Source organism: Methanolacinia petrolearia DSM 11571 (genome assembly GCF_000147875.1).
Taxonomy (GTDB): Archaea; Halobacteriota; Methanomicrobia; order Methanomicrobiales; family Methanomicrobiaceae; genus Methanolacinia; species Methanolacinia petrolearia.
The window spans coordinates 498371-519612 of sequence record NC_014507.1; the positions used below are offsets into that span (position 1 = coordinate 498371).

20 protein-coding genes are annotated in these 21242 nt (G+C 49.5%); 10 read left to right on the forward strand and 10 right to left on the reverse strand.

Features of this window, described 5'->3' with window-relative positions; genetic code table 11:
- Nucleotides 1–125: 125 nt before the first annotated feature.
- The 7 genes from MPET_RS02515 to MPET_RS02545 all read left to right on the forward strand — a co-directional run bounded on the left by MPET_RS02515 (nt 126) and on the right by MPET_RS02545 (nt 6289).
- Nucleotides 126–839 (forward strand): DNA alkylation repair protein, encoded by a 714-nt coding sequence (locus MPET_RS02515; RefSeq protein ID WP_048130941.1) that lies wholly within the window; start codon nt 126–128, stop codon nt 837–839.
- A 392-nt stretch (nt 840–1231) separates the two neighbouring features.
- Nucleotides 1232–2143, forward strand: a complete 912-nt coding sequence (locus MPET_RS02520) for an ABC transporter ATP-binding protein (protein ID WP_013328449.1) — start codon at nt 1232–1234, stop codon at nt 2141–2143.
- Nucleotides 2143–3240 (forward strand): ABC transporter permease, encoded by a 1098-nt coding sequence (locus MPET_RS02525; RefSeq protein ID WP_013328450.1) that lies wholly within the window; start codon nt 2143–2145, stop codon nt 3238–3240. The genes MPET_RS02520 and MPET_RS02525 overlap by 1 nt, the downstream gene beginning before the upstream one ends.
- A 3-nt stretch (nt 3241–3243) precedes the next feature.
- The gene (locus MPET_RS02530) at nt 3244–4686 is read left to right on the forward strand and encodes a COG1470 family protein (protein ID WP_013328451.1); all 1443 of its coding nucleotides are present in this window, start codon (nt 3244–3246) and stop codon (nt 4684–4686) included.
- A 119-nt stretch (nt 4687–4805) separates the two neighbouring features.
- Nucleotides 4806–5390, forward strand: coding sequence for a DUF2178 domain-containing protein (locus tag MPET_RS02535; protein ID WP_013328452.1), 585 nt, complete (start codon nt 4806–4808; stop codon nt 5388–5390).
- A complete protein-coding gene (locus MPET_RS02540) occupies nt 5374–5610 on the forward strand; it encodes a helix-turn-helix transcriptional regulator (RefSeq protein WP_048130546.1) in 237 nt (78 codons plus the stop codon). Before MPET_RS02535 ends, MPET_RS02540 begins: the two co-directional genes overlap by 17 nt.
- A gap of 67 nt (nt 5611–5677) precedes the next feature.
- Nucleotides 5678–6289, forward strand: coding sequence for a DUF2115 domain-containing protein (locus tag MPET_RS02545; protein ID WP_013328454.1), 612 nt, complete (start codon nt 5678–5680; stop codon nt 6287–6289).
- A gap of 12 nt (nt 6290–6301) precedes the next feature.
- Here MPET_RS02545 and MPET_RS02550 read toward each other — a convergent pair whose 3' ends face one another.
- Entirely contained in the window at nt 6302–7531 is a 1230-nt protein-coding gene (locus MPET_RS02550) for a C1 family peptidase (RefSeq protein WP_013328455.1), read from the reverse strand.
- Between the two features lie 522 nt (nt 7532–8053).
- On the opposite strand from MPET_RS02550, the gene MPET_RS02560 reads away from it, so the two are divergent.
- The 3 genes from MPET_RS02560 (at nt 8054) to MPET_RS02570 (ending at nt 11820) form a co-directional block, all read left to right on the forward strand.
- A complete protein-coding gene (locus MPET_RS02560) occupies nt 8054–9490 on the forward strand; it encodes a TrkH family potassium uptake protein (protein WP_013328456.1) in 1437 nt (478 codons plus the stop codon).
- 5 nt (nt 9491–9495) lie between these two features.
- On the forward strand, nt 9496–10179 hold the full coding sequence (locus MPET_RS02565) for a potassium channel family protein (RefSeq protein WP_148222177.1): 684 nt from the start codon (nt 9496–9498) through the stop codon (nt 10177–10179).
- Nucleotides 10180–10281: 102 nt separating this feature from the next.
- The gene (locus tag MPET_RS02570) at nt 10282–11820 is read left to right on the forward strand and encodes an AMP phosphorylase (protein ID WP_013328458.1); all 1539 of its coding nucleotides are present in this window, start codon (nt 10282–10284) and stop codon (nt 11818–11820) included.
- 16 nt (nt 11821–11836) lie between these two features.
- Here MPET_RS02570 and MPET_RS02575 read toward each other — a convergent pair whose 3' ends face one another.
- From MPET_RS02575 to MPET_RS02615, 9 genes are all read right to left on the reverse strand, one after another.
- A complete protein-coding gene (locus tag MPET_RS02575) occupies nt 11837–12766 on the reverse strand; it encodes a ribose 1,5-bisphosphate isomerase (protein ID WP_013328459.1) in 930 nt (309 codons plus the stop codon).
- A gap of 92 nt (nt 12767–12858) precedes the next feature.
- A complete protein-coding gene (locus MPET_RS02580) occupies nt 12859–14064 on the reverse strand; it encodes an ABC transporter substrate-binding protein (RefSeq protein WP_013328460.1) in 1206 nt (401 codons plus the stop codon).
- A 5-nt stretch (nt 14065–14069) separates the two neighbouring features.
- Nucleotides 14070–15302 carry an ABC transporter substrate-binding protein gene (locus tag MPET_RS02585; protein ID WP_013328461.1) on the reverse strand — a complete coding sequence of 411 codons (1233 nt, stop codon included), beginning with the start codon at nt 15300–15302 and terminating at the stop codon, nt 14070–14072.
- Nucleotides 15303–15357: 55 nt separating this feature from the next.
- On the reverse strand, nt 15358–16119 hold the full coding sequence (locus MPET_RS02590) for an ATP-binding protein (protein WP_013328462.1): 762 nt from the start codon (nt 16117–16119) through the stop codon (nt 15358–15360).
- A 20-nt stretch (nt 16120–16139) separates the two neighbouring features.
- On the reverse strand, nt 16140–16988 hold the full coding sequence (locus tag MPET_RS02595; RefSeq protein ID WP_013328463.1) for a class I SAM-dependent DNA methyltransferase: 849 nt from the start codon (nt 16986–16988) through the stop codon (nt 16140–16142).
- The gene (locus MPET_RS02600) at nt 16985–18220 is read right to left on the reverse strand and encodes an ABC transporter substrate-binding protein (RefSeq protein WP_048130551.1); all 1236 of its coding nucleotides are present in this window, start codon (nt 18218–18220) and stop codon (nt 16985–16987) included. Before MPET_RS02600 ends, MPET_RS02595 begins: the two co-directional genes overlap by 4 nt.
- A gap of 79 nt (nt 18221–18299) precedes the next feature.
- Entirely contained in the window at nt 18300–19538 is a 1239-nt protein-coding gene (locus MPET_RS02605) for an ABC transporter substrate-binding protein (protein WP_013328465.1), read from the reverse strand.
- Entirely contained in the window at nt 19535–20374 is an 840-nt protein-coding gene (locus MPET_RS02610) for a class I SAM-dependent methyltransferase (protein WP_013328466.1), read from the reverse strand. The genes MPET_RS02605 and MPET_RS02610 overlap by 4 nt, the downstream gene beginning before the upstream one ends.
- A gap of 18 nt (nt 20375–20392) precedes the next feature.
- Entirely contained in the window at nt 20393–21238 is an 846-nt protein-coding gene (locus MPET_RS02615) for an ABC transporter ATP-binding protein (RefSeq protein WP_013328467.1), read from the reverse strand.
- Nucleotides 21239–21242: the final 4 nt, after the last annotated feature.

Consider the following 21242-nt stretch of genomic DNA (forward strand, 5'->3'; position numbering starts at 1 on the left):
ATATAAAAATGATTAATATGATATATGGATCGTATTTTTTTACATGTGCCGACCCGTTTTCTATATATTTTATCGGAAGCACTCTTTATCCGGGCAGGGAGTATAAACTAAGTCAGAAAATGCTTATGGAAGAAATAATCGGCAGGATACGAGAGGAGCTGAGATCATTTCCCGAAGAGGACAGGAACCCCGGCGTTCAGAGATTCTTCAAGGAGAATATAAAATGCTACGGGCTAAAGAGCGCCCCTGTAAAAAAAGTCATCGGCAGCTACTGGAAAGAGGTAAAAGGGCTTGAAAAGGAGGAGATCTTTTCACTCTGCGAAGAGCTTTTTTCTTCGGGATACACCGAGGAGGCGTCCATCGCATCGGTCTGGGCCGAGAAGTGCTCAGGCAGGTTCGAAGAAGGCGACATAGAGACTTTCCACCGGTGGATAGATTCGTACATCGATAACTGGGCGAAATGCGACGTCTTATGCAACCATGCGGTCGGGGATTATATCATGATGTTCCCGCACAGGATCGCGGATCTCAAGGAGTGGGCAAAGTCGGAAAACCGCTGGCTGAGAAGAGCTTCGGCGGTCACGCTTATAATCCCGGCGAAGAAGGGATTTTTCCTTGACGACATCTTTGAGATCTCCGATATACTGCTCGAAGACGGGGAAGATATGGTGCAGAAGGGATACGGGTGGATGCTCAAGGATGCGAGCATTACGCACATGGACGAGGTCTTCGCTTACGTAATGAAGAACAAGCGGAGGATGCCCCGGACGGCTCTCAGGTACGCAATCGAACGGATGCCGAAGGAGATGAAGGCTGAAGCGATGAAGAAGGACTGGTAAACCGGAATTTTTTTTGCTCTTGGCTGTTTCTCATCCTCGCATGTTTTCAGAGCCTGAAAATGCTTAGCATTTTCTCGTCTTCACATACGTTCGGATATTGCTTATGCACCTCACTTAGGCGACCCCGGCACCGGCGGCCAGCCGCCGGACGGCCCCTGCCCAGGGGCCTTGCCCTAAGAGACTTCTCTCACGGCACGCTCAGGGGACGGGCAAGCGTCCCCTGTGCTGTTGAATTTGTTTTTTTGAAATATTCCGTTCAGTACACGCCTTCCATTTATTCTTTCTACTGTGTGGGAACTTGATGTAATATTTAGGGAAACAGTAGTAATTTTATGAGAAATTATTTAATCAAAAAGAGAAGTACTTGTTACTTATAGGTTTGAGTGAAGAAAATGATTGAACTGAAGAATCTTGTCAAAACCTATGGCGATACAAACGCCGTAGACAACCTCTCGCTCAGGATCGAAAAAGGAGAGGTGTTCGGACTCCTGGGCCCGAACGGTGCGGGAAAGAGTACGACCATCCTGATGCTCTGCGGGCTCATCCAGCCGACCTCGGGCGAATGCCTCATAGACGGAATAGAAGTCTCGAAGAACCCGATAGAGGTAAAGAGAAGACTCGGCTATATGCCCGAGGATGTAGGATTTTACCCGAATCTTTCGGCCGGTCGGAATCTCGATTTTTTTGCAAAGCTCAATGACATTCCCGATACTGAAAGAAAGGAGAGGATAGAGGTTCTCCTGCGTCTTGTCGGACTGTCGGGAGTCGAAAAGAAGGTCGGCGGTTATTCGAAGGGAATGCGCCAGCGGCTCGGGATTGCAAAGGCACTGGTAAACGATCCCGACGTCGTGATTCTCGACGAGCCTACGGCGAACCTCGATCCGCAGGGTGTCTCCGATTACAGGAGGATCATAAGGAATATCGCCGGGTCGGGCAAGACGATCCTCGTCTCCTCGCATATTCTCTCCGAAGTGAGCAAGGTCTGTTCGAGAGTCGGGATCATGCAGAAGGGCAAGCTCGTCCGGGACGGCAGCTGGGACGAGATCACCCGCAACCTCGATCTCCTCGGTCTCCCCGAGATAATCATCAACGTCGAGACCGAATCCGGAATGCCCGAATTGATCCATGAAGATATCATCCGTGTCGATTATTTCGCTGAAAGGACAAAGGCACGAATCAGCGCTTCAAAGGACATCCGTGCGGATATCGGGCGAACTCTTTATAAATCTGGCACATTCCCGAAGGAGATCTGCCTTGATGCCGTAACGACCGAAGATGCGGTGCTGTCATATTACAACGGGTGATGATGATGAGATCAAAAGGCTTCATTACAATAGCAGGCAAGGAGTTCAGCGATCATCTGTACGGCAGGACGTTTCTCCTCTTCCTTTCGATAATCATCGTCGTAACGATCATCGGAATGGCCGCGGGCTCGGTCGACTACAACAACCAGATAGACAGCTATAATGAAAAACTGGTGGTGGCGGGCGACGATCCGGTCTCCGGTTCATATATCTTCAAGCCGTCGGTCATGACAATCTTCGACGGGGTCGGCGGACTCCTGGTAAGCCTCGGTGCAATCCTCGGGATAGCGATGGGATTCAATCTCGTAACGAAGGAAAAAGAGAGCAAGTCGCTGAAGATCCTGCTCTCCAACCCGATATACCGCGATGAAGTGATCAACGGTAAAGCGGCCGGCGGGATTCTGGCGCTGGTAGTCGCTCTTTTCATAACACTGGTAATCTCTCTCGGAGTTATGCTCTTGTTCGGGATCGTTCCTTCGGCGGATGATATCGGCTTTATACTACTGTTCGGGGTTGCTGCATTCCTGATGATATTTTCATACTTCGCCATCTCGATGTTCATGTCGACGGTTGCAGAGGACAGCGGGACCTCGCTGGTGTATACGCTGATTATCTTCGTCTTCCTCTCCAGTCTCGTGCCGGTATTCGTCTGGGGTTCGACGATCGACATGATCGTCGGTCCGGCCCCGGAATACCCCGAAGGTCTTTACATGGATATGCAGTATGACCCCGTCACCGGCGGAGTGACAGGTACTGTCGTGACATCAGCCTCATCTGAAGATTCTGAAGAGGAAATGGCTGCACAGGATGAGGCGATGGATCAATATTTTGAGGAGATGGATGAATACTGGAGCAAAAAGGATGTAATCTCCGGTTTCGTCAACCTCTTCTCGCCGACCAGCAACTTTAAGGATATCACGGATACGCTGACATATTCGGTAGGGGCTTCATCCTCTTTCGGATCGGAGGACGGAGAAAGTCCCGGCATTACGGATGTTCTCGGGAAGCTTCTCTGGAATTTTATTGCCCTTATTGCAATTCCTGTCGTATTCTTCGGCGGGGCGTATGTCCGTTTCATGAGGCTCGACGTGAGGTAGGAGATGGGAGGAGAATACGGCCTTGGACCTGCCTTCCTGCTGATAACGGCATGCCTGCTCATGTTTTTCATACCGCAGGCCGTCTCCGCCGGTACTGATTCAACCGCAAATACGGAGATCTCGTGTACTTTCCCCGGCCGGATCGTCGAGGCCGGCGAGACCGTGACATTCGACCTGAAGGTAAAATGCAATCTCGGCACCAATCCCCGGATGCTTGAATTCGATACCTTCAAGGGTGAAGATGACTGGAAATATCATTTTTACTCCGGAGAAAAGGAGATCGACAGGATCCTGATGACCGAGGGAGAGGTGATTCCTATAACCTTCGAGATCGATACCGCCGGCGATACGGCTGTCGGGATCTATCCAGTGAGAGTCAGGATCGATGACGCCCGCCTGTGGATATACATTACCATAGACAAGTCTCATGCAGGTGAATCGGGTGTCCTTAAACTGGCTGTAGTCGACGAGCAGGGCGAAAACATAGACGGGGCTTTAGTGAAGATCGTGGATGAAAGGAGGCACACCGTGATTAAGGAGGTGCTGACATCCAGAGACGGCCTCAGGACCGAGGTGGACCAGGGCGATTATATCCTGTATGTCGGGAGTGAAGGCTATAATGATGCGCATAAGGACGACGTTTCGATAAAGTGCGGCTATACTACGGATGCAGGGACGATAATGCTTGAAAAGGAGAACTACGGCCTGACGATCGATGTCAAATCCCCGCTTGTGACCGCGTCGATAGGGAACAAACCAGTCTACGAGGCAGCCTTAACCAATGTCGGAAAGAGCGACGATGTGTTCGGGCTGGATGTAAACGGCCTTCCGGGCGGCTGGTACGGGAGATACAAACTCACGGCGGATTCCACCGAGAGCATATCCAAATTATATATCGATTCAGGTTCGGAGAAGACGGTCTTCCTGGAGATAATACCGCCGTATTCTGTTGAAAAAGGGGATTATTTCTTCAACATGTCGGTGGAGTCGTCTGAAAAAGATTACTCCGAACCGCTTGAGGCGAGGATCACAGGCAGCAGCAACATGGTGATATTCTCGGAAAAATACCGTTACGATATGACGAAGGGAGACTCCGTTGAGATTCCGGTGACGATATCGAACAAGGGCAAGGGCGATGCCCTGACCAATGTAAGAACTGAGGTGTCGGCTCCCGAAGGGTGGAACGTAAGGGTAACGCCGTCTTCCGTTCCTTCCATTCAGCCGGGGGAGAAAGCGACCGTGATCCTGACGGTCAGTCCGCCGGCGAACATCGCAGCATCGGATTACAAGATCTCGGTCAAGGTCGTCTCGGACCAGCAGGAAGAGACGGACGAGATCAGGATTGTGATCAATGAAAGCTCGCTTGTCGGAATTCTCGGGCTGCTGCTGCTTCTGGGCGCCTGCGGGGGTGTGTATTACTTCTTCAGGAAACACGAGAGGAGGTAGATGAAAAACCATCTCTCTCTTTTGACCGCAGTTCCTAGTCGTCATGTTTGTGTAACTGATGTAGTATTGTGAGAATATGTTTATTCAAAAAGAGAAATAATTGTTACGTGGTGCACTAAATGAAGATCCAGACATACTTCCTCTGCCTGATATGTATTGCAATAGCGGTTGCGGTCCTGGTTATATTGGGGTTTAGATCGGCCAATCCGCTTGTTCCTGCCATAGTAATACTTGCGGGTATCGCCGCCGTGTACTTTTGCCGCAGGAGGGTGACCGATGTCGTCACGGACGATCTCTCCGAGATGATAAACGGGAAAGCGGCAGTTAAAACGCTTGAAGTCGTGATTATCGCCCTGGTAATTATCTTTCTCGGGACGACGACATATTTCTCGTACGGAGGTCACGGTTCCGGTACGCACGTTGGGGATGATGGTTCTACGGTGGTATCGTTCATGCAGTTTTACCCGCCCGGAAATGTGATCTACATCGACAATTATTCCCTTGAGGACCCTCCGGGGCTCACCGGCAACGATCTCCTGGGTCTTGAGAGATTATTCGTTGAAGGTCATAAGGTCAGGGATTTCCCCTATGTCGCAGGGGCGGCCCTCGGCTTTGCCGCTGTGGTGCTGGCTGCGGTCTTTGCGGCATTTTCATTATATTACAGCCGAAAGTATGGGTGTAACGAAGATGAAGAACAGGATTAAGGTCTACCGTGCGATGCACGATATGACCCAGGAAGAACTTGCCGAAAAGATCCGTGTTACAAGGAAAACCATCAATTCAATCGAAAGGGGGAAGTATAACCCCTCAATTGAGGTTGCCTTTAAAATTGCAAAGATATTCAGGGTCCCGGTCGAGAAGATATTCTTTTTTGAAGACGAAACCCCGGAAGACGTGATTGAAGATCCTTCATCGCCCGATTGATTTTTCATTGATGTCCTTAGATTTATTATCAGGAGAAAGTGTCTCCTGAATATACTCGTTGAAGACAATGCAGGTACAGCCGCCGGACACAAAGAGAAATCCGCCAGAGGAGAGAATTGAGGATGCAGTCGCAAAACTGCGGGCCGCAGGCACGAAAGGCGAACTTGCGGAAGCCATAGCCTCGGAGATAATAAAATATTCACTTTATGAACTCCAGGTTATCGGGGGAAAAGTCCGGCAGGAGATCGACAAACTTCCCTCTCCCTACCGCGAGAAGGTCCGCCCGTTCTTCCAGCAGCAGTTATTCGATGTATACAACCGGCTTATGTCGATGCAGAGGTCAGGTGGTTTTTCCAGGATGAAAGGGAAGATCGATGACCCTGCCCTTTTCGCGGAATTTCTCGATGCGGTCCCTGCCGGGTGCCTTAAGGACCCCGAACACAGCGGTACGGATTTTAACTTCGGCGACCCGATCAAATCGCTCTTTTATTACCTCCTCTGCTGCTTTACGATGTTCGTAATGGACGAGCCCGGCCATCCTGTGGGTACACCCTTCCCCGGAGGATTCATAGTTGAAAAAAGAGCCGACGGGTATTACTGCCCGATCCGCGACAAGGAGGAGGAAGTCCCGTTTTCGATCTGCAACTTCTGCCCTGCAAAACAGATGGAAGGGGTTTGAGGTTTCAGATCGTCAAAGGCTTGTAAAATCTCCCCAGGTTACGTTCTGAACATAGAATTCAAAGGAATTTACCCCGTCCGGGTTCTGCATGGAATAATCGAGGTCCATATCCAGCCTGAACGTCCCGTCCGGCCTGTTGTCAGGAGCTCCCCAGCTGTTCAATACCGTCCAGTATCTCTCATCGGGATCCGTGTCGTTGTATCCGAGGATAAGCATGGCATGCCCGCCGTCGTTTCCTGTTGCACCCTGAGTGGATTCAGGCGTGAAAACAGCGGATTCCGTTTCATTCTCCCAGAAGTCCATAAAAGGATCCCAGTCGTCAGGGGTATAGATTATAACGACCGCACTGCCGGAGATGAGTGCAGATTTAATCGAGTCGATCGCGGTTTCATTTGAGATATCCCGTTCTTCGTAGAGCGCATTTGTTGCTATCATTTCGGCATGCATCTCTTCGATTGGATAATACGGGTCAACCTGAATGTCAGACGCCGGAACCGAAGTGGATTCGCCGTTCTCGGACCTGACTGCGGAATCCGCAAAAGTTGCGTTCATGTTGCCCAGGGGGACAGCCCTGCCTGTTATGTTATAGAAATCTGCAAACCAGACCGGACTCCCGCCGTAGCAGGCCCAGATCCCTGTTCCGTTGTGGTATGCCGATGTGAAATACTGGACTGAGAGGGGATCGCTGATACCTTTCTGCCTGTACAGCTCCATCTGGAGGGCGCCGGTATCTGCCCATACCCAGCAGTTCCCACAGTGTTCGGGCGATCCTCCGGTCTGGTCCCATTCCTCAGGGACGTATGCAAATTTCTCGAGGAGAGAATAACTGTCGGGAGTGCTGCCGGAGTACTCCCGTGCAGAATATCGCGGCGTGTTCCTGTTTGCCTCCTGCAGTGCAAGTACGATCTTCGTCTGGAAATCCGTCGAAACTTCATCGGTTTTATCAGATGACTGATCCGTAGTTACTACATCATCATTCAGGTCGGCCAGCCGGATACTGTCGGCCATCTCGTATATGCTGATGTCCACAGCCTTTTCGATATCCAGCGGGTCGACAGACCTGAATACATCCGGATCTCCGGAGAGCATAGTGGTGAGGCTGACCCCGTCTATATACATTCCGTAAGGATCTGAGCATGACGAGCATGTATCGGAATCTTCCTGCGGGGATGTTATTACAAAATATGAGAGTATTAGGGATAAGATGCATAAGACCAGAATAATATGCCCGATATATTTCATTAATTCCAGTTTGGGCCGTTGAATTATTATATTTTTATTTTTGATGTCGTATTTCCCGAAATGTTCAGAGAGGGCCTGGCGTATTGCTTACAGATCTTATTTTGGCAACCCCGGCACCGGCGGCCAGGTCCGCCGGACGGCCCCTGCCCAGGGGCCTTGCCTTAAGATAGCCCTCTTACGGCACGCTTAGGGGACCGGCAAGGGTCCCCTAAGCTGTTGAATTTAGTTTGCTATGGCATGTTCCATTCCGTACACGCCATGGATTTACCGCGTTTCGCCGCTCAGGGGATATTCATCTATCCCCTGAGTGGCCTATCACAATAGAGAGGCCCCGAGGCCGGGGCCGATCCGCGAGCCTGCTGTGCGGCTCGCGGCGAGGGGCTGCCAAAAGTAGTGAAACTTGCTTTTCATTAACCTAATTCTATATTTTTGTCCACCATCCTGAAAAAACCCCGAAGATGTTTCTCTCAAAAAAACGATCTCAAGAATTATCTTTTTAAGGGTCGTATATTCGGCCAATATATGTACGAACTGGTCTCCCCGGTCGATCTCTCCGTTGTCCTGAAATATACCGGCAGGCTCATGATGGCCATAGCTGTCGTTCTTGCGGTCCCGATGGCGATGGCCATAGTTTTCATGGAGTCTTACACCGCCGCTGTCTACGGTCTCACTGCCGTTCTTGTGGCCTGCGGCGGCTTTATTCTCGTAAAAGTCCTTCCTGACGGGGAGCTCCGGTGGAAGGAGTCGCTCGTGATTGCGGCGATAATATTCCCTTTCATCGCTCTCCTGAACGCCTTCCCGTTCGCCCTTTCGACCGGCATGAGCCTCTCCGATTCATTCTTCGAGGCGGTATCGGGAATAACGACGACCGGACTCTCCGTCGCTCCTGCCGATGTCGGCCCTGTCTTTCTGTTTGCAAGATCGTGGCTGCAGTGGGTCGGCGGAATCGGGATTGTCATCCTTGTTCTCAGTGTCCTCGTCCAGCCGGGGACGAGTGCATTCCGCCTTTTCTCCGCGAATGTCGGTGAGAACAGGATCGGGCCCAATGTGATGGCCACGGCCCGCATACTTGTAAAGATCTACCTGATTATTACGGCGATCGCCTTTATCCTTCTCCTTCTTTCCGGGATGCCCGTATTCGATTCGATATGCCATGCGTTGTCGGCCGTATCCACTGGAGGATTTTCAACCGGTTCCGATTCAATCGCATCCTTTCCCGGTTTCTTCATCCCGCTTGTGATAGCCGCCGGCTTCCTGATGGGTGCGATCGACTTTGGACTCTATACCAGAATTTCAGGGGGATTAAGCGGGCTGAAGGAAATAATCTCCGATATCCAGTTCAGGTATTTCGTCGTAGTACTCGTCGCAGGATTTCTCTTTCTCCTCTTCACAATGTCGGAGGGCATGTCTTTTACTGAAGCGCTATCTGCTTCCGCATTTCAGGCAGCATCTGCACTATCTACAGCCGGATTTTCGACAGTCGACATAGGAGCTCTTTCGGACAGCTCGAAAGCCGTTCTTACCGTGCTCATGTGGATCGGCGGGTGTACAGGCTCGACGGCAGGCGGAATCAAAATAATGAGGCTCGTAATCCTCTTTGCCATAGTGTATCTCGTCTTCATCAGATTCTTCCTGCCGAAGGAGGCCCTGACGCCACTGAAGGTGGGCGGGGATGTCGTAGAACCCGATCAGATCTATCATATCCTCACATATGTAATCCTCTACGTTCTCGTCATTCTTGTTTCCGGGTTCATTTTCATGCTTCACGGAATCGGCACCGGCGACGCGTTCTTCGAGGTTTCGAGTGCCCTCGGAACGGTCGGACTTTCGACCGGAATTACAGGGTCGGGGATGCCCGATTTAATGAAATGGACACTGATCGTCGACATGGTTCTCGGGAGGATCGAAATTATACCAGTATGTATATTGCTCTTCCCGCGAACATGGATCAGGAGGTAAACGGGTTGAGAGTAATCATTGTAGGCGCAACCGCCCTCGGTATGGACCTTGCGGAGGTGCTGATAAAGAATAACTGCGAGGTGATTTTCATTGTCAGGGAGGAGAAGCTTGCCAAAGACCTGTCAGAGAGCCTTGATTGCACCGTGATAAATGCCGAAGGAACAAGGCCCGATATCCTGGAAAAGGCCGAGATCGACAAGGCCGATGCGATCGTCGCCTGCACCTCTCACGACCAGGACAATATACTTGTCGGTGTCATTGCAAAGGGCTACAAGGTCCCGGAGATCATCATAATGACAGAGGACGTCCAGTTCATGACCGTCGCGAAAAAACTGGGATTCCATCATGTCGTAAACCCTCCGCAGGCTACAGCCGCGATCGTCTATCATACACTCCGGGGAATCGACACCATAGAACTCTCTACAATGATGAGGGGCGACGTCAGGTTCATCAGCGTCTTCGCACCCCTAAAATTCGCGGGGATGAAATTGTCCGGGATCGCCCTGCCGAAGAGGAGTGCATTCATCGGCGTATACAGGGACGATCTTTTCATGGCTTATACGGAGGACCCTGAAATAAAAGAGGGCGACGAAGTTCTGATCGTATCAAGACTCGACGAGGTCAACGGGATCTACGAGATGTTCCGGCCCGTTGAAGAAGAGGAAAAAAAGGAGCAGCCTTCCCAATAAGCGGCACGGAAAAGCCGGCAGGATGTTTCATGAGCTCTACAATGCAAATGACTATATCCTCTCATCCCGTACAATCGAATAGCTCCTGAATATGTGATTTTTATGGTAAAATTAACTGCAAAAATACTGGATATTGACTACCGCGGCGTGCTGATCAACAGGATTGACGCGAGAAAGATCGGTGTTCTCGACGGCGACCGGGTACAGGTGATAAACGAGAATACGGGTATCTTCGTTCAGGCCTTCGTCTCGACCACGGAAAAGCTCATAGAGGAAGGCTCGGTCGGAATACTTTATCTAACCAACAAGAAGCTGAACGCCAGTGACGGAGATCCGTTCGAGGTCCGGTTTGCGGACAGACCGGCATCCATCGAATATATACGGAAGAAGATGGATGGCGGAAAGCTCACTGCGGACGAGACGAAGGCAATCGTTATGGATATCGTGGACGATATCCTGTCGCCGGGTGAGATCAGCGCATATATCACCGGTTCATATATACAGGGCCTCGATATGGACGAGGTGGAGCACCTCACAAGAGCAATGGTTGCGACCGGCGAGAGGCTGAACTTCACCTCGCACCCGATCGTCGACAAGCACTCTATCGGCGGAGTCCCGGGAAATAAGATCTCGCTCCTTGTCGTCCCCATAATAGCTGCCGCCGGGCTGAAGATCCCCAAGACCAGCTCCCGGGCGATCACCGGGGCGGGAGGGACCGCTGATCTCATGGAAGTTCTCGCACCTGTGACTTTCTCCGCAGAGGAGGTTCAGAAGATGACAGAAAAAGCCGGCGGCGTAATCGTATGGGGTGGGGCGACGAATATCGCGCCGGCTGACGATAAGATCATAATCTACGAGTATCCGTTCAAAATAGACGCACGCGGCCAGATGCTTGCAAGTGTGATGGCGAAAAAATACGCCGCAGGCGCTGATCTTGTGGTGATCGATATACCGGTAGGGCGGAACGCGAAGGTGGCGACCGTCGAGGAGGGGAGAAAGCTTGCACGCGAATTCATCGATCTCGGTGACCGTCTCGGGATGAAGGTAGAGTGCGCGATAACTTATGGCGAGTCGCCGATCGGCCATGCTATCGGCGTCAATCTCGAGGTCCGCGAGGCGCTCTCGATACTTGAAGGCTCCGAGATCCCGGGCTCGCTTCTCCAGAAGAGTGTCTCCATCGCGGGAATCGCCCTGGAGATGTCCGGTAAGGCCCAGAACGGCGAGGGGCCGATGGTCGCACGCGAACTCCTGAAGAATGGGAAGGCTCTGGACAAGATGAGGCAGATAATCGAGATCCAGGGCGGCGATCCTAATGTTAAGGCTGCGGATATATCACCTGGCGAGAACTCGTTCAACGTGATGGCACCGGAGAACGGCTATGTCGTTGAGATGAATAACAAGGCGCTTATAACGATCGCAAGATCTGCCGGAGCCCCTAATGACAGGGGCGCGGGTATCTATCTCCATAAAAAGAAGGGCCAGCGTGTGGAGAAAGGCGAGCCGATCTTCACCATATATGCCGACCGCGGGTGGCGGCTGGACAAAGCGGTAGAGACCGCCAGGCAGCTGATGCCTATTATCGTCGAAGGGATGCTTATAGACCGTGTCCCTTCGGGTTACTGGAGACCGGAGACAGAGTGAATGGGAGTAATGTGTTTTACCTGAAATCCCCTATTTCCCATCCCAGATAGTCCCTGATGATGATGTATGCCATCTCGGGGGGTATCGCACCTTTTTCAGTTATTATCAGGTCGACGAAATCTGCCGGAGTAACGTCGAATGCGGGATTTTTTATCGTGACGTTATCCAGATCACCGGCGATCTTTTTTGCGAGCACCTCGGATGAGTCACGCTCCTCGATCTTTATCAGGTCGCCGGCGATGGTCTTAGGGGCGAATTTGAAGGTCTCTGCGGCGACCATCATCGGCACTCTCGCCTCGCGTGCTGCGAGTGCTATCTGGGATGTCCCGATCTTGTTTACCACGGCTCCGTTTACGGTCACGGCGTCGGTTCCTGTTATGAAGAGATCGACCTTCTTCATGTAGAAGCGTGCGGCCGAGTCCACGATGAAATTCGTTTTTATTCCTGCATCGTTTAACGCCCTGATAGTAAGAAGGCCCTGGTTTCTCGGTCTGACTTCGGTCGCATAGACCTCCCTGATCTTCCCCTGCCTGTGAGCCTCGATTATGCACCCGATTGCGGCCTGGGAGTTGCAATGCGTCATAAGCACGGCGTTTTCAGGTATGTGTCTTGCACCGATCTCTGCGATCTTCGAGAGCGCTTCCTTCGAGTCGCGGATGAATTCGATACTACTCAGCCTCAGGGCTTCTCTCGCCTCGGCGATCGTGTCCGCGTTCCTGACATCCTTCATTACGATGTTGACGGCGTTTGGGAGCGAGACTGCAGTCGGTCTTGTTGCAAGGAGGACACCGGCAGCCCTCTCCAGTTCTTCTTTAAACTCCGGTAATGCCAGTTCCCCGAGCCCTTCGCCATATTTGCAGAGTGCCTCCACCGCGGCTCTTGCGATGAGCGCCGCCCCCCTGATCTCCATCGTCCGGATCTTTTCTGCTGTATCTTCAAGCGACATATCTCTAATGATTTAATGACGTGAATATAGATAGAATTTGTGAGAAATGTAAAAAGTAAAGTTTCTGAAAAAAGAGGGCTGGTTCCTGAATATCAGGTGATCTCAAGATACTCAAGCATAAATGCGTTCATTATATCATTGGTTGTTTCTTCATCGGTGCCGTATAGTTCTACTATATATTCGCGTATCCAGGTCTCAAGATCAATATCCTCGAATCTTTCAGGATATATGGCCTTTGCGGCTATCATAACGTTGACAGGAAATTCGAGTCTTTCCGATTTGCAGGGTGTTGCTGCAAGCGAGTAGACCTCACCTGATTTTATAGCTCTCATCTCCTGTATGTTCCCGTATAGTTCTTCATCATACAACTGTCTTGGAGGATGGTATCCGCTCCATGTAGACAGGATGATCTTGTCGGGGTCAAGCGAGATCAGCTGTTCGGATGAGATCAGGTTTCTGCCGTTGTCTTTGTAAACATTGTTTGCATTCACTATCTTTTCCATTAAAGCAAGCTCTATTGTACCGTTTCCGAATGCATATCCTACTCCTCCCTTATCAAAGGCATTTGTCGGAGCACCGAAGTAAAGGACGTTTACCTTCTCTTTTTCTGAGATATTGCCTGTTCTTTCGGTGATGAAGTCGATTCTTGAACGCATCGTTTCTACGATCCTTTCGGCCTCTTCTTCTTCTCCGAAGACCTCGCCGAGAAGCATTACTTCATCATAAATGGTTTCTGCATCGGGATTTTCATAGCACGACGGATACTTAAGGACGACGACCGGTATTCCCATGGAGTCCAGTTGTTCGATGAATTTTTCTGTATTCTCATCCTGCTCTCCCATGTCTCTCAGGATAAAGAGGTCCGGGTCCAGTTTGGCAATTGTTTCGGCATTAGGCTCTCCGTAAGGACCCGCGAATCCGCCCACATTTGTAGTGTTAAGCAGCTCGGGATTAAGGATCTGGCCGATCCAGGTGTTGACCGTGTAATCGGTTCCGTTATATACATAGGTTCCCTGATCTGTTGCCGTCTTTTCTACGCTGCATCCTACGATTCTGTCTTCCTTTCCGAATATGTACATGGCGGTGTCGATTAGAGAACGGCTCATTGCCACCACTCTTTGCGGATCTTCGGGTACTGTAACTTCGACTCCCCTCATGTCGGTGACGGTTTTGTATCCTGAAGTGTTATCCAAATCAGATTCGTATGAGTTGCTTGCATCTTCGGTACAGCCTGATGCAGCTATAATGACTGCCAACAGGATTAATAGTAGAATTAGTGAGTGCTTTCTCTTTGACATTTTAATCACCCGCAGGCAATGCATTTATCAACACACCATTCCATCCATTGTGCGGAGAGCAGTTCTTTCGCCGTAGCCTGATCCACGACGTAGACATTCATGTAGAAATCAATTAACCAGTCTTCAAGATCTATATCCTCGAATAGTCCGGGATATGCCGCTTTTGCAATAACCATGATATCGATGGGGTATTCAAGTCTCTTTGCGCAGTTACAGGGCTCCCACGGGAAAGAGGATACTTTCCTGTTCTTAACGGCCGAAATTTCCTGCAGGTCCTGGTAATATGGTGCTGAGTAAAGTTCTTCGGGAGGGTGGTAGCCGGACGATGTTCCGAGGACGATGACATCAGGGTTGATGGCGAGCACCTGTTCGGCCGAGACGATTACGGAATTACCCTCTTCCTGGTAGGCGTTCTTCGCATGAACGATCTCTTCAATGAAATAGGATTCAATCGTGTCTGTTCCTTTGACATTTCCGGCGCCCCCGCTCTGCCTTGATTTTGGTGACGCCCCGAATATGAGGACTGTCGGTTTTTCGGATTCTGGAATATCCTTTGTCCTCTCATAGACCATGTCCACCAGGGATTCGAGGTAATCGGCCAGCTCGGAGGCTTCCTCTTCCTTTCCAAATACCGATCCTATGATCTCTATCTCGTCCGATATTGTTGTAAGGTCAGGTTCGTCAAAGCATGGATGTGCTTTGAGCACCACTACGGGAATTCTAAGGGACTCTATCGTCCGGATCGATTTCTGAACTCCTTCGTCATCCATTGATCGCATGGTACATGAACCGACACGAATAATTACAACATCAGGATTCAGCCCGGCCAGGGTTTCATAGTTTATTGCCGAGCCTGATTCCCCTACTCTTGTAATATTCATGATCCAGTCTTTGTTGAGATAGGTCACGGGGTTCATGCCGTCTTTATATTCATAACTCTCGTCGGTTGTCGTGGGGTAAGTATAATTGAAGTTTCTCTGTATGCAGGATGACCCGACACCGACAATCTTGTCCTCTTCTCCAAGTACTGTCATGACTCCTTCTACAAGGCCGTCCGATATGGTGACAACCCGTTCAATGTCCGCCGGAACCCTGACTTCTTCTCCCCTCGAATCTGTGACTGTCCTGAATTTTTCGTCTTCACCGGAAACATTTGTCTGATCTGACTGGCCTGTGCACCCTGTACACATTATAGCCGCGGCAGCCAGAATCATGGCTATAATAAGTAAATTCTTCATCGTATCAGCCTTCATCGTTTATCAGGTTTTCTTACTCTCCTGCCTTTGAGTTTTCTTATATGCCGGAACTCAGGGATTCCGTTATTTTTTCAATATACGGATTTCTGATGTCCATTTCCACACCCCTTAGACCTCTTTTCAGGATCTCGTCATCTCCGGGGATTTCTCCGATTAAGAGTGAAGGATCTACGATCTGTTCTTTTATTATAGAGGAGATCTCCGGATCTGTTTTATTGAGTATGAAGTACAGCGGAATCTCCAGATCCTTTGTCATCCCTGATATCTTTTCGGCTAATCTGATCGACTCGTTGGACGGATCAAGAACAAGCAGGATGAAGTCGGCGTGCCGGTCGATTCCTCTTCCGAAATGTTCAATTCCTGCTTCAGTGTCGGTGATGACGATGTCATCTTCTCCAAGGGAAAGGTTTTCAAGAAACTGGTTTGCCAGAATACCCATTGGGCATGCACACCCCTCTCCGAAATCATGAATCTTGCCAATTGCAATGAGCCGGATCCCGTTTTTATAACTGACATATTCTTTGGGAAGATCCTCAAACGTCCATGTATTCTCAAAAATTTTTACTTTTGAGGGATCTGGCATCGCTGCCATTATTTTTTCAGTAATTGCCGGTTTCCCGCCAAAATATTTCATCAGATCCGCCGGGGAGTCGTTTCCGAGTATGGAATGGAGTCCCATATTGGATTCGTCCGTATCAACGACGAGTACGTTCTTGTTCTGCCTTGCGTATTCGTGGGCCATTAGTGCGACGATTGTGCTCTTTCCGCTGCCCCCTTTTCCGCAGATTACAATCTTCATCTTATCAAAACTCCTTATTTTTATACTGTTTTTCCGGTCTCCCACCAGATGACCGTGCTCGTGTTTGTTTCCCTGAGTGCGAAACCATCCTTGTCTTTGACAAGTTTTTCACTGAGATAATCCTTGAGAATTCCCTCCTGTTCGTTGTTTTCAATGTTGTAGACCTGACTCATCTGTGATACTGCAGAAATGAGATCCGGGAACCGGTTGCAGCTTTCAATCTCTTTTACCCTGATATTCGGGTATATCCCCATCGAATAGAGTACGTTATAGATTATGTCGGCCTGTGGGGTGCAGCAGAATTCCTTTCCGTGAAGCACTGGCCAGAGTTTTATTAGACCCTTTTCCCATGAAGGAGTGCCTGAGATCCAGAATATGTAAACCCATTTTGAGGATATATCACACATCATCCGGATGGATTTGTTTAAGTCCTGCATCCCGAGAGAATATGATGCAAAGACGAGATCGTAAGGCCCTTTGAGATCAGTGGAAAGGTCGATCTCTTCCCAGCGTTTTCTAATTATATCAAGGTTATCTACGCCTTTTTCTGCTGCATATTCCTCCATGACGTCTGCCATTCCCGGCGAGGGCTCTACACCAGTTACATGGTCAACCTGGCCGGCAACCGGCACTGCGATCGTTCCGGGGCCCGACCCGATGTCAAGAACCCTTAAGCCGGGTGAAAGAGGAAGTTTTTCAAGGATGAATTGAACACGCTCTGGATTTTTTATTGCATTATTCAGAAAGCCTCTTGCTTCTTCCCTGCTTTGCCAGATTGTGGCGCATTCCCCGAATGCTTCGCACCTTATATTCGCGCCGTTTACTTCATTCCAGATCTCATTCCAGTCGATACCGTAGTAGGTTTTCATTCTTCGATACACCATTCCATCCATTGTGCATAGAGAAGTTCTTCTGCCGTAGCCTGATCGACGCCGTAGACGTTCATGTAGAATTCAATGAGCCATTCTTCAAGCTCGATGTCCTCGAATAGTTCGGGATATGCCGCTTTTGCAATAACCATTACTTCAATCGGGTATTCCAGCCTCTTATCACAGTTGCAGGGCATAAATGGAAGAGACATTACCCGTTCGTTTTTAACAGCCGTAAGCTCACTTAGTGCTGAATAATATGTTGCGTTGTACAGTTCATCCATGGGATGGTATCCCCATGCAGTACAGAGTACAATAACGTCGGGATCGAGGGCCAGTACCTGTTCGGTGTTGACGATCTGCCATGTGCCTTCACTCCGGTATGCGTTTTTGGCATTGACCACATCCTCTATCATGTAGGATTCCGTAGTCCCGAGGCCCTGCACGACTCCTGCACCTCCCTGCGCACGGTGTGTTGCGGAAAGGCCGAACATAAGGACAGATGGTTTTTCATTTTCGGCAATATCCGAGGTGCGCTCTTCAACAAGTCCTACCTGCGATTCGAGGTATTCTGCGATCTCTGCGGCTTGTTCTTTCTTGCCGAATACATCGCCTATTATCTCTATCTCGTCAGAGATATGTGAGAGGGACTGATCGCTGTAGCAGTTAGGGCTGTAAAGCACTACGAGCGGTATTCCGAGCGATTCGATGGTTTCTATTGTCTTCTGTGCCGTTTCACTGTCTTTTTCCTGAATAGAACAGCTCCCGAGCCTGATGATTACTACATCGGGGTCCAGTGACGACAATGTTTCGTAATTCATTGCCACACCATACTCCATTACGAGTGGGACTTCATTTATATCCGGGTCCAGCACTAGCTGAATACTACTTCCCCCGGAGCCGTTTACACAGGTCCCGTCGTCTACAGGATATGAATATGTTTTCTCTATCGCGATACAGGTCGATCCTAATCCGACAATAGTATCCTCAACGCCCAGGGAATACATTACCCCTTCAACAAGTCCGTCTGATACTGTAACGACTCTTTCGATATCTTCAGGTATTTCAACCTTAACGCCTCTTGAATCGACAACCGTTCTGTAACCGGAATCGGATACATCTGATTCATTTCCATCCGCTGACTGATCTTCAGAGACGCAGCCTGCGGAGAAGATAATGATAAATGAAATAACGAGAATAAGTGCCAGGTTCCGAAAAGTCATTTTCTTCATCTTCCTATCTCTTTCCGGATTCGGTTTTTTTCGTATTTCTGCTTCCAGATCTCGTTCCACTCAAGACTATGATCTGTTTTCATTCTTCGATACACCATTCCATCCATTGTGCATAGAGAAGTTCTTCTGCCGTAGCCTGATCGACGCCGTAGACGTTCATGTAGAAATCAATGAGCCATTCTTCAAGCTCGATGTCCTCGAATAGTTCGGGATATGCCGCTTTTGCAATAACCATCACATCGATCGGGTATTCCAGCCTTTTTGCACAGTTGCATGGTGTCCATGGTAGAGACATTACCCGTCCGTTTTTAACAGCCGTAAGTTCCCTTAGTGCTGAATAATATGTTGCGTTGTACAGTTCACCAGGCGGATGGTACCCCCATGCAGTACAGAGTACAATTACATCGGGATCGAGGGCAAGTACCTGTTCGGTGTTGACGAGCTGAAACGAGCCGGCGTCAACCTGATATGCGTTTTTGGCATTGACCACATCCTCTATCATGTAGGATTCCGTAGTCCCGAGGCCCTGCACGACTCCTGCACCTCCCTGCGCACGGTGTGTTGCGGAAAGGCCGAACATAAGGACAGATGGTTTATCATCTTCGGCAATATCCGAGGTGCGCTCTTCAATAAGTTTCACCTGCGATTCGAGATATTCTGCGATCTCTGCAGCTTGTTCTTTCTTGCCGAATATATCGCCTATTATCTCTATCTCGTCAGAGATCTGCGAGAGGGAGGGATCGCTGTAGCAGTCCGGGCTGTAAAGCACTACGAGGGGTATTCCAAGCGATTCGATTGTCTCTATTGTTTTCTGTGCCGTTTCACTGTCTTTTTCCTGAATAGAACAGCTCCCGAGCCTGATGATTACTACATCGGGGTCCAGTGACGACAATGTTTCATAATTCATTGCCGCGCCCGACTGCATTGCGAGCGGAAGTTCTTTTATCTCCGGGTACAGCACCTGCATAACATTGCATCCCCCGGAGCCGTTGACATAGGTTCCGTCGTCTGTCGGGTAGGAGTATGTCCAGTCTTTACCGATACATGCCGATCCCAACCCTACAAGAGTATCCTCAACCCCCAGGGAATACATTACCCCTTCAACAAGTCCGTCTGATACTGTAACGACTCTTTCGATATCTTCAGGTATTTCAACCTCAACGCCCCTTGAATCGACAACCGTTCTGTAACCGGAATCGGATACATCTGATTCATTTCCATCCGCTGACTGATCTTCAGAGACGCAGCCTGCGGAGAAGATAATGATAAATGAAATAACGAGAATAAGTGCCAGGTTCCGAAAAGTCTGCGTCTTCATCTTTCTACCTCCCACCAGAGCCTGATCCCGGTAGTAACACCCGGGAATAAAAAGTGACAGTTCTCCTTTACAAGCGATTTTTTCAGGTAATTGTTTAATATCGATTCCTGTTCAGGCGTAGATAATTTGAATTGTTCCTTAAAATCATGAAATGCGGTGTCGTAGTCCGGATATACCGAGTCACTGGTAAAAAGTCCCGGCTCGACATTAGGGTAGATATTCATTGAATATAATAAATTGAACAAAACATCTGCCTTGGGCCCGCATGAGTACTCTTTTTTGTAGAGGTCAGGCCAGAGGTCTGTCATTCTCTGTTCCCATGCTGTGATTCCTGCGAACCAGAAGAGACAGATCTTCCCTGACGCTACCGAGATCATCTTCTCGATTGATTCCCTTATATCAGGCATCCCAAGTGAATGCGAGGCGAATACTATATCGTAGGATTCTTTTAGATCCATGCCGGGATCTACGTCTTCCCATTTTTTCCTGACAATGTCAAGGTTGGAGACTCCTCTCTCAGCTGCATAATCGGCCATTACATCCGCCATACCTTTTGAAGGTTCGACTGCAGTCACATGTCCGGACAGTTCGGCTAACGGGACTGCAAGTGTTCCCGGTCCGGCGCCGACATCAAGGATACTGCATTCCTTATCCGGCCCCAGAAGATCGACAAATTCCCTGATACGATCGGGATTATTTTTTGAACGGGCAAGAAATCCTTTTGCTTTCTCTTTAGAGTCCCAGATCGATGCACAATCACCTATCCCTCTTGATTTGATGTTTTTTTCGTATTTCTGCTTCCAGACCTCGTTCCAGTCGATATAATTGCAATCCATTGATTAATCCTCTCCTTTTCATGCTTTTGTTTCAATAATCTCACATTGGCTGTACTCTTCATCGTCATTTGAAAGCTGAACGGATGCGTCTGACTTTTTCACAATGCTCCGGGGCATCACGATTTGGACGTCTCCGTTCTTTCTGACAGCGCAGGTGTCTGAATAGATGAGATCCAGTACCTCTTCACTGATCGTAGCCTCCGGTGAACCGTCAGCGACAATGCCCCGGGAGGACACTACTATTACCCTGTCACAGAACCATGACACATGGTTTGGATCGTGGCTGCAGGCAAGGATTGTCTTTCCTTCTGCTGCTATGTCCTTCATGGTCTCCCAGATCTTCATCTGGTTCTGGAAATCAAGAGCAGATGTGGGTTCATCAAGAAACATCATGGGCGTATCCTGTGCAATTGCCCTGGCCATAAGCACCATCTGGCGCTGTCCCCCGGACAACTGGTTGTACGGTCTCTCGGCGAGATCACTAATTTCGAGTTTTTTCAGGGCGTCCAGTGCAATCTCCTTGTCCTTACGCCTGACCCCGAAAAAACCGCCGAGGTGTGGTGTTCTCCCCATCAGGACAACCTCCCTGACAAGATAAGGGAAGGGAGGCTTGTGCTCCTGGGGTACATATGATACGATCTTTGCAAGTTCTTCTATGGATTGTTGGGCTGTGTCTCTCCCTGCCATATGGACGGAACCTTTGTGATATTTCAGGAACTTTAGACAGCATTTGAACAAAGTGGTCTTTCCGCACCCGTTAGGCCCGAAAAGTCCGCAGAGTTCACCCTCGTTCACGGAAAAAGAGATGCCTGAAAGGACAGGGAGATCATCGTAGCTGAAATGGAGGTCTTCTACACGAAGCATCGTA

What these genes read in the sequence shown, in the direction of transcription:
- MPET_RS02515 (WP_048130941.1), top strand. Translation starts at nt 126, where the DNA reads ATGGAAGAAATAATCGGCAGGATACGAGAGGAGCTGAGATCATTTCCC.
- MPET_RS02520 (WP_013328449.1), top strand. Translation starts at nt 1,232, where the DNA reads ATGATTGAACTGAAGAATCTTGTCAAAACCTATGGCGATACAAACGCC.
- MPET_RS02525 (WP_013328450.1), top strand. Translation starts at nt 2,143, where the DNA reads ATGATGATGAGATCAAAAGGCTTCATTACAATAGCAGGCAAGGAGTTC.
- MPET_RS02530 (WP_013328451.1), top strand. Translation starts at nt 3,244, where the DNA reads ATGGGAGGAGAATACGGCCTTGGACCTGCCTTCCTGCTGATAACGGCA.
- MPET_RS02535 (WP_013328452.1), top strand. Translation starts at nt 4,806, where the DNA reads ATGAAGATCCAGACATACTTCCTCTGCCTGATATGTATTGCAATAGCG.
- MPET_RS02540 (WP_048130546.1), top strand. Translation starts at nt 5,374, where the DNA reads ATGAAGAACAGGATTAAGGTCTACCGTGCGATGCACGATATGACCCAG.
- MPET_RS02545 (WP_013328454.1), top strand. Translation starts at nt 5,678, where the DNA reads ATGCAGGTACAGCCGCCGGACACAAAGAGAAATCCGCCAGAGGAGAGA.
- MPET_RS02550 (WP_013328455.1), bottom strand. Translation starts at nt 7,531, where the DNA reads ATGAAATATATCGGGCATATTATTCTGGTCTTATGCATCTTATCCCTA.
- MPET_RS02560 (WP_013328456.1), top strand. Translation starts at nt 8,054, where the DNA reads ATGTACGAACTGGTCTCCCCGGTCGATCTCTCCGTTGTCCTGAAATAT.
- MPET_RS02570 (WP_013328458.1), top strand. Translation starts at nt 10,282, where the DNA reads ATGGTAAAATTAACTGCAAAAATACTGGATATTGACTACCGCGGCGTG.
- MPET_RS02575 (WP_013328459.1), bottom strand. Translation starts at nt 12,766, where the DNA reads ATGTCGCTTGAAGATACAGCAGAAAAGATCCGGACGATGGAGATCAGG.
- MPET_RS02580 (WP_013328460.1), bottom strand. Translation starts at nt 14,064, where the DNA reads ATGTCAAAGAGAAAGCACTCACTAATTCTACTATTAATCCTGTTGGCA.
- MPET_RS02585 (WP_013328461.1), bottom strand. Translation starts at nt 15,302, where the DNA reads ATGAAGAATTTACTTATTATAGCCATGATTCTGGCTGCCGCGGCTATA.
- MPET_RS02590 (WP_013328462.1), bottom strand. Translation starts at nt 16,119, where the DNA reads ATGAAGATTGTAATCTGCGGAAAAGGGGGCAGCGGAAAGAGCACAATC.
- MPET_RS02595 (WP_013328463.1), bottom strand. Translation starts at nt 16,988, where the DNA reads ATGAAAACCTACTACGGTATCGACTGGAATGAGATCTGGAATGAAGTA.
- MPET_RS02600 (WP_048130551.1), bottom strand. Translation starts at nt 18,220, where the DNA reads ATGAAGAAAATGACTTTTCGGAACCTGGCACTTATTCTCGTTATTTCA.
- MPET_RS02605 (WP_013328465.1), bottom strand. Translation starts at nt 19,538, where the DNA reads ATGAAGACGCAGACTTTTCGGAACCTGGCACTTATTCTCGTTATTTCA.
- MPET_RS02610 (WP_013328466.1), bottom strand. Translation starts at nt 20,374, where the DNA reads ATGGATTGCAATTATATCGACTGGAACGAGGTCTGGAAGCAGAAATAC.
- MPET_RS02615 (WP_013328467.1), bottom strand. Translation starts at nt 21,238, where the DNA reads ATGCTTCGTGTAGAAGACCTCCATTTCAGCTACGATGATCTCCCTGTC.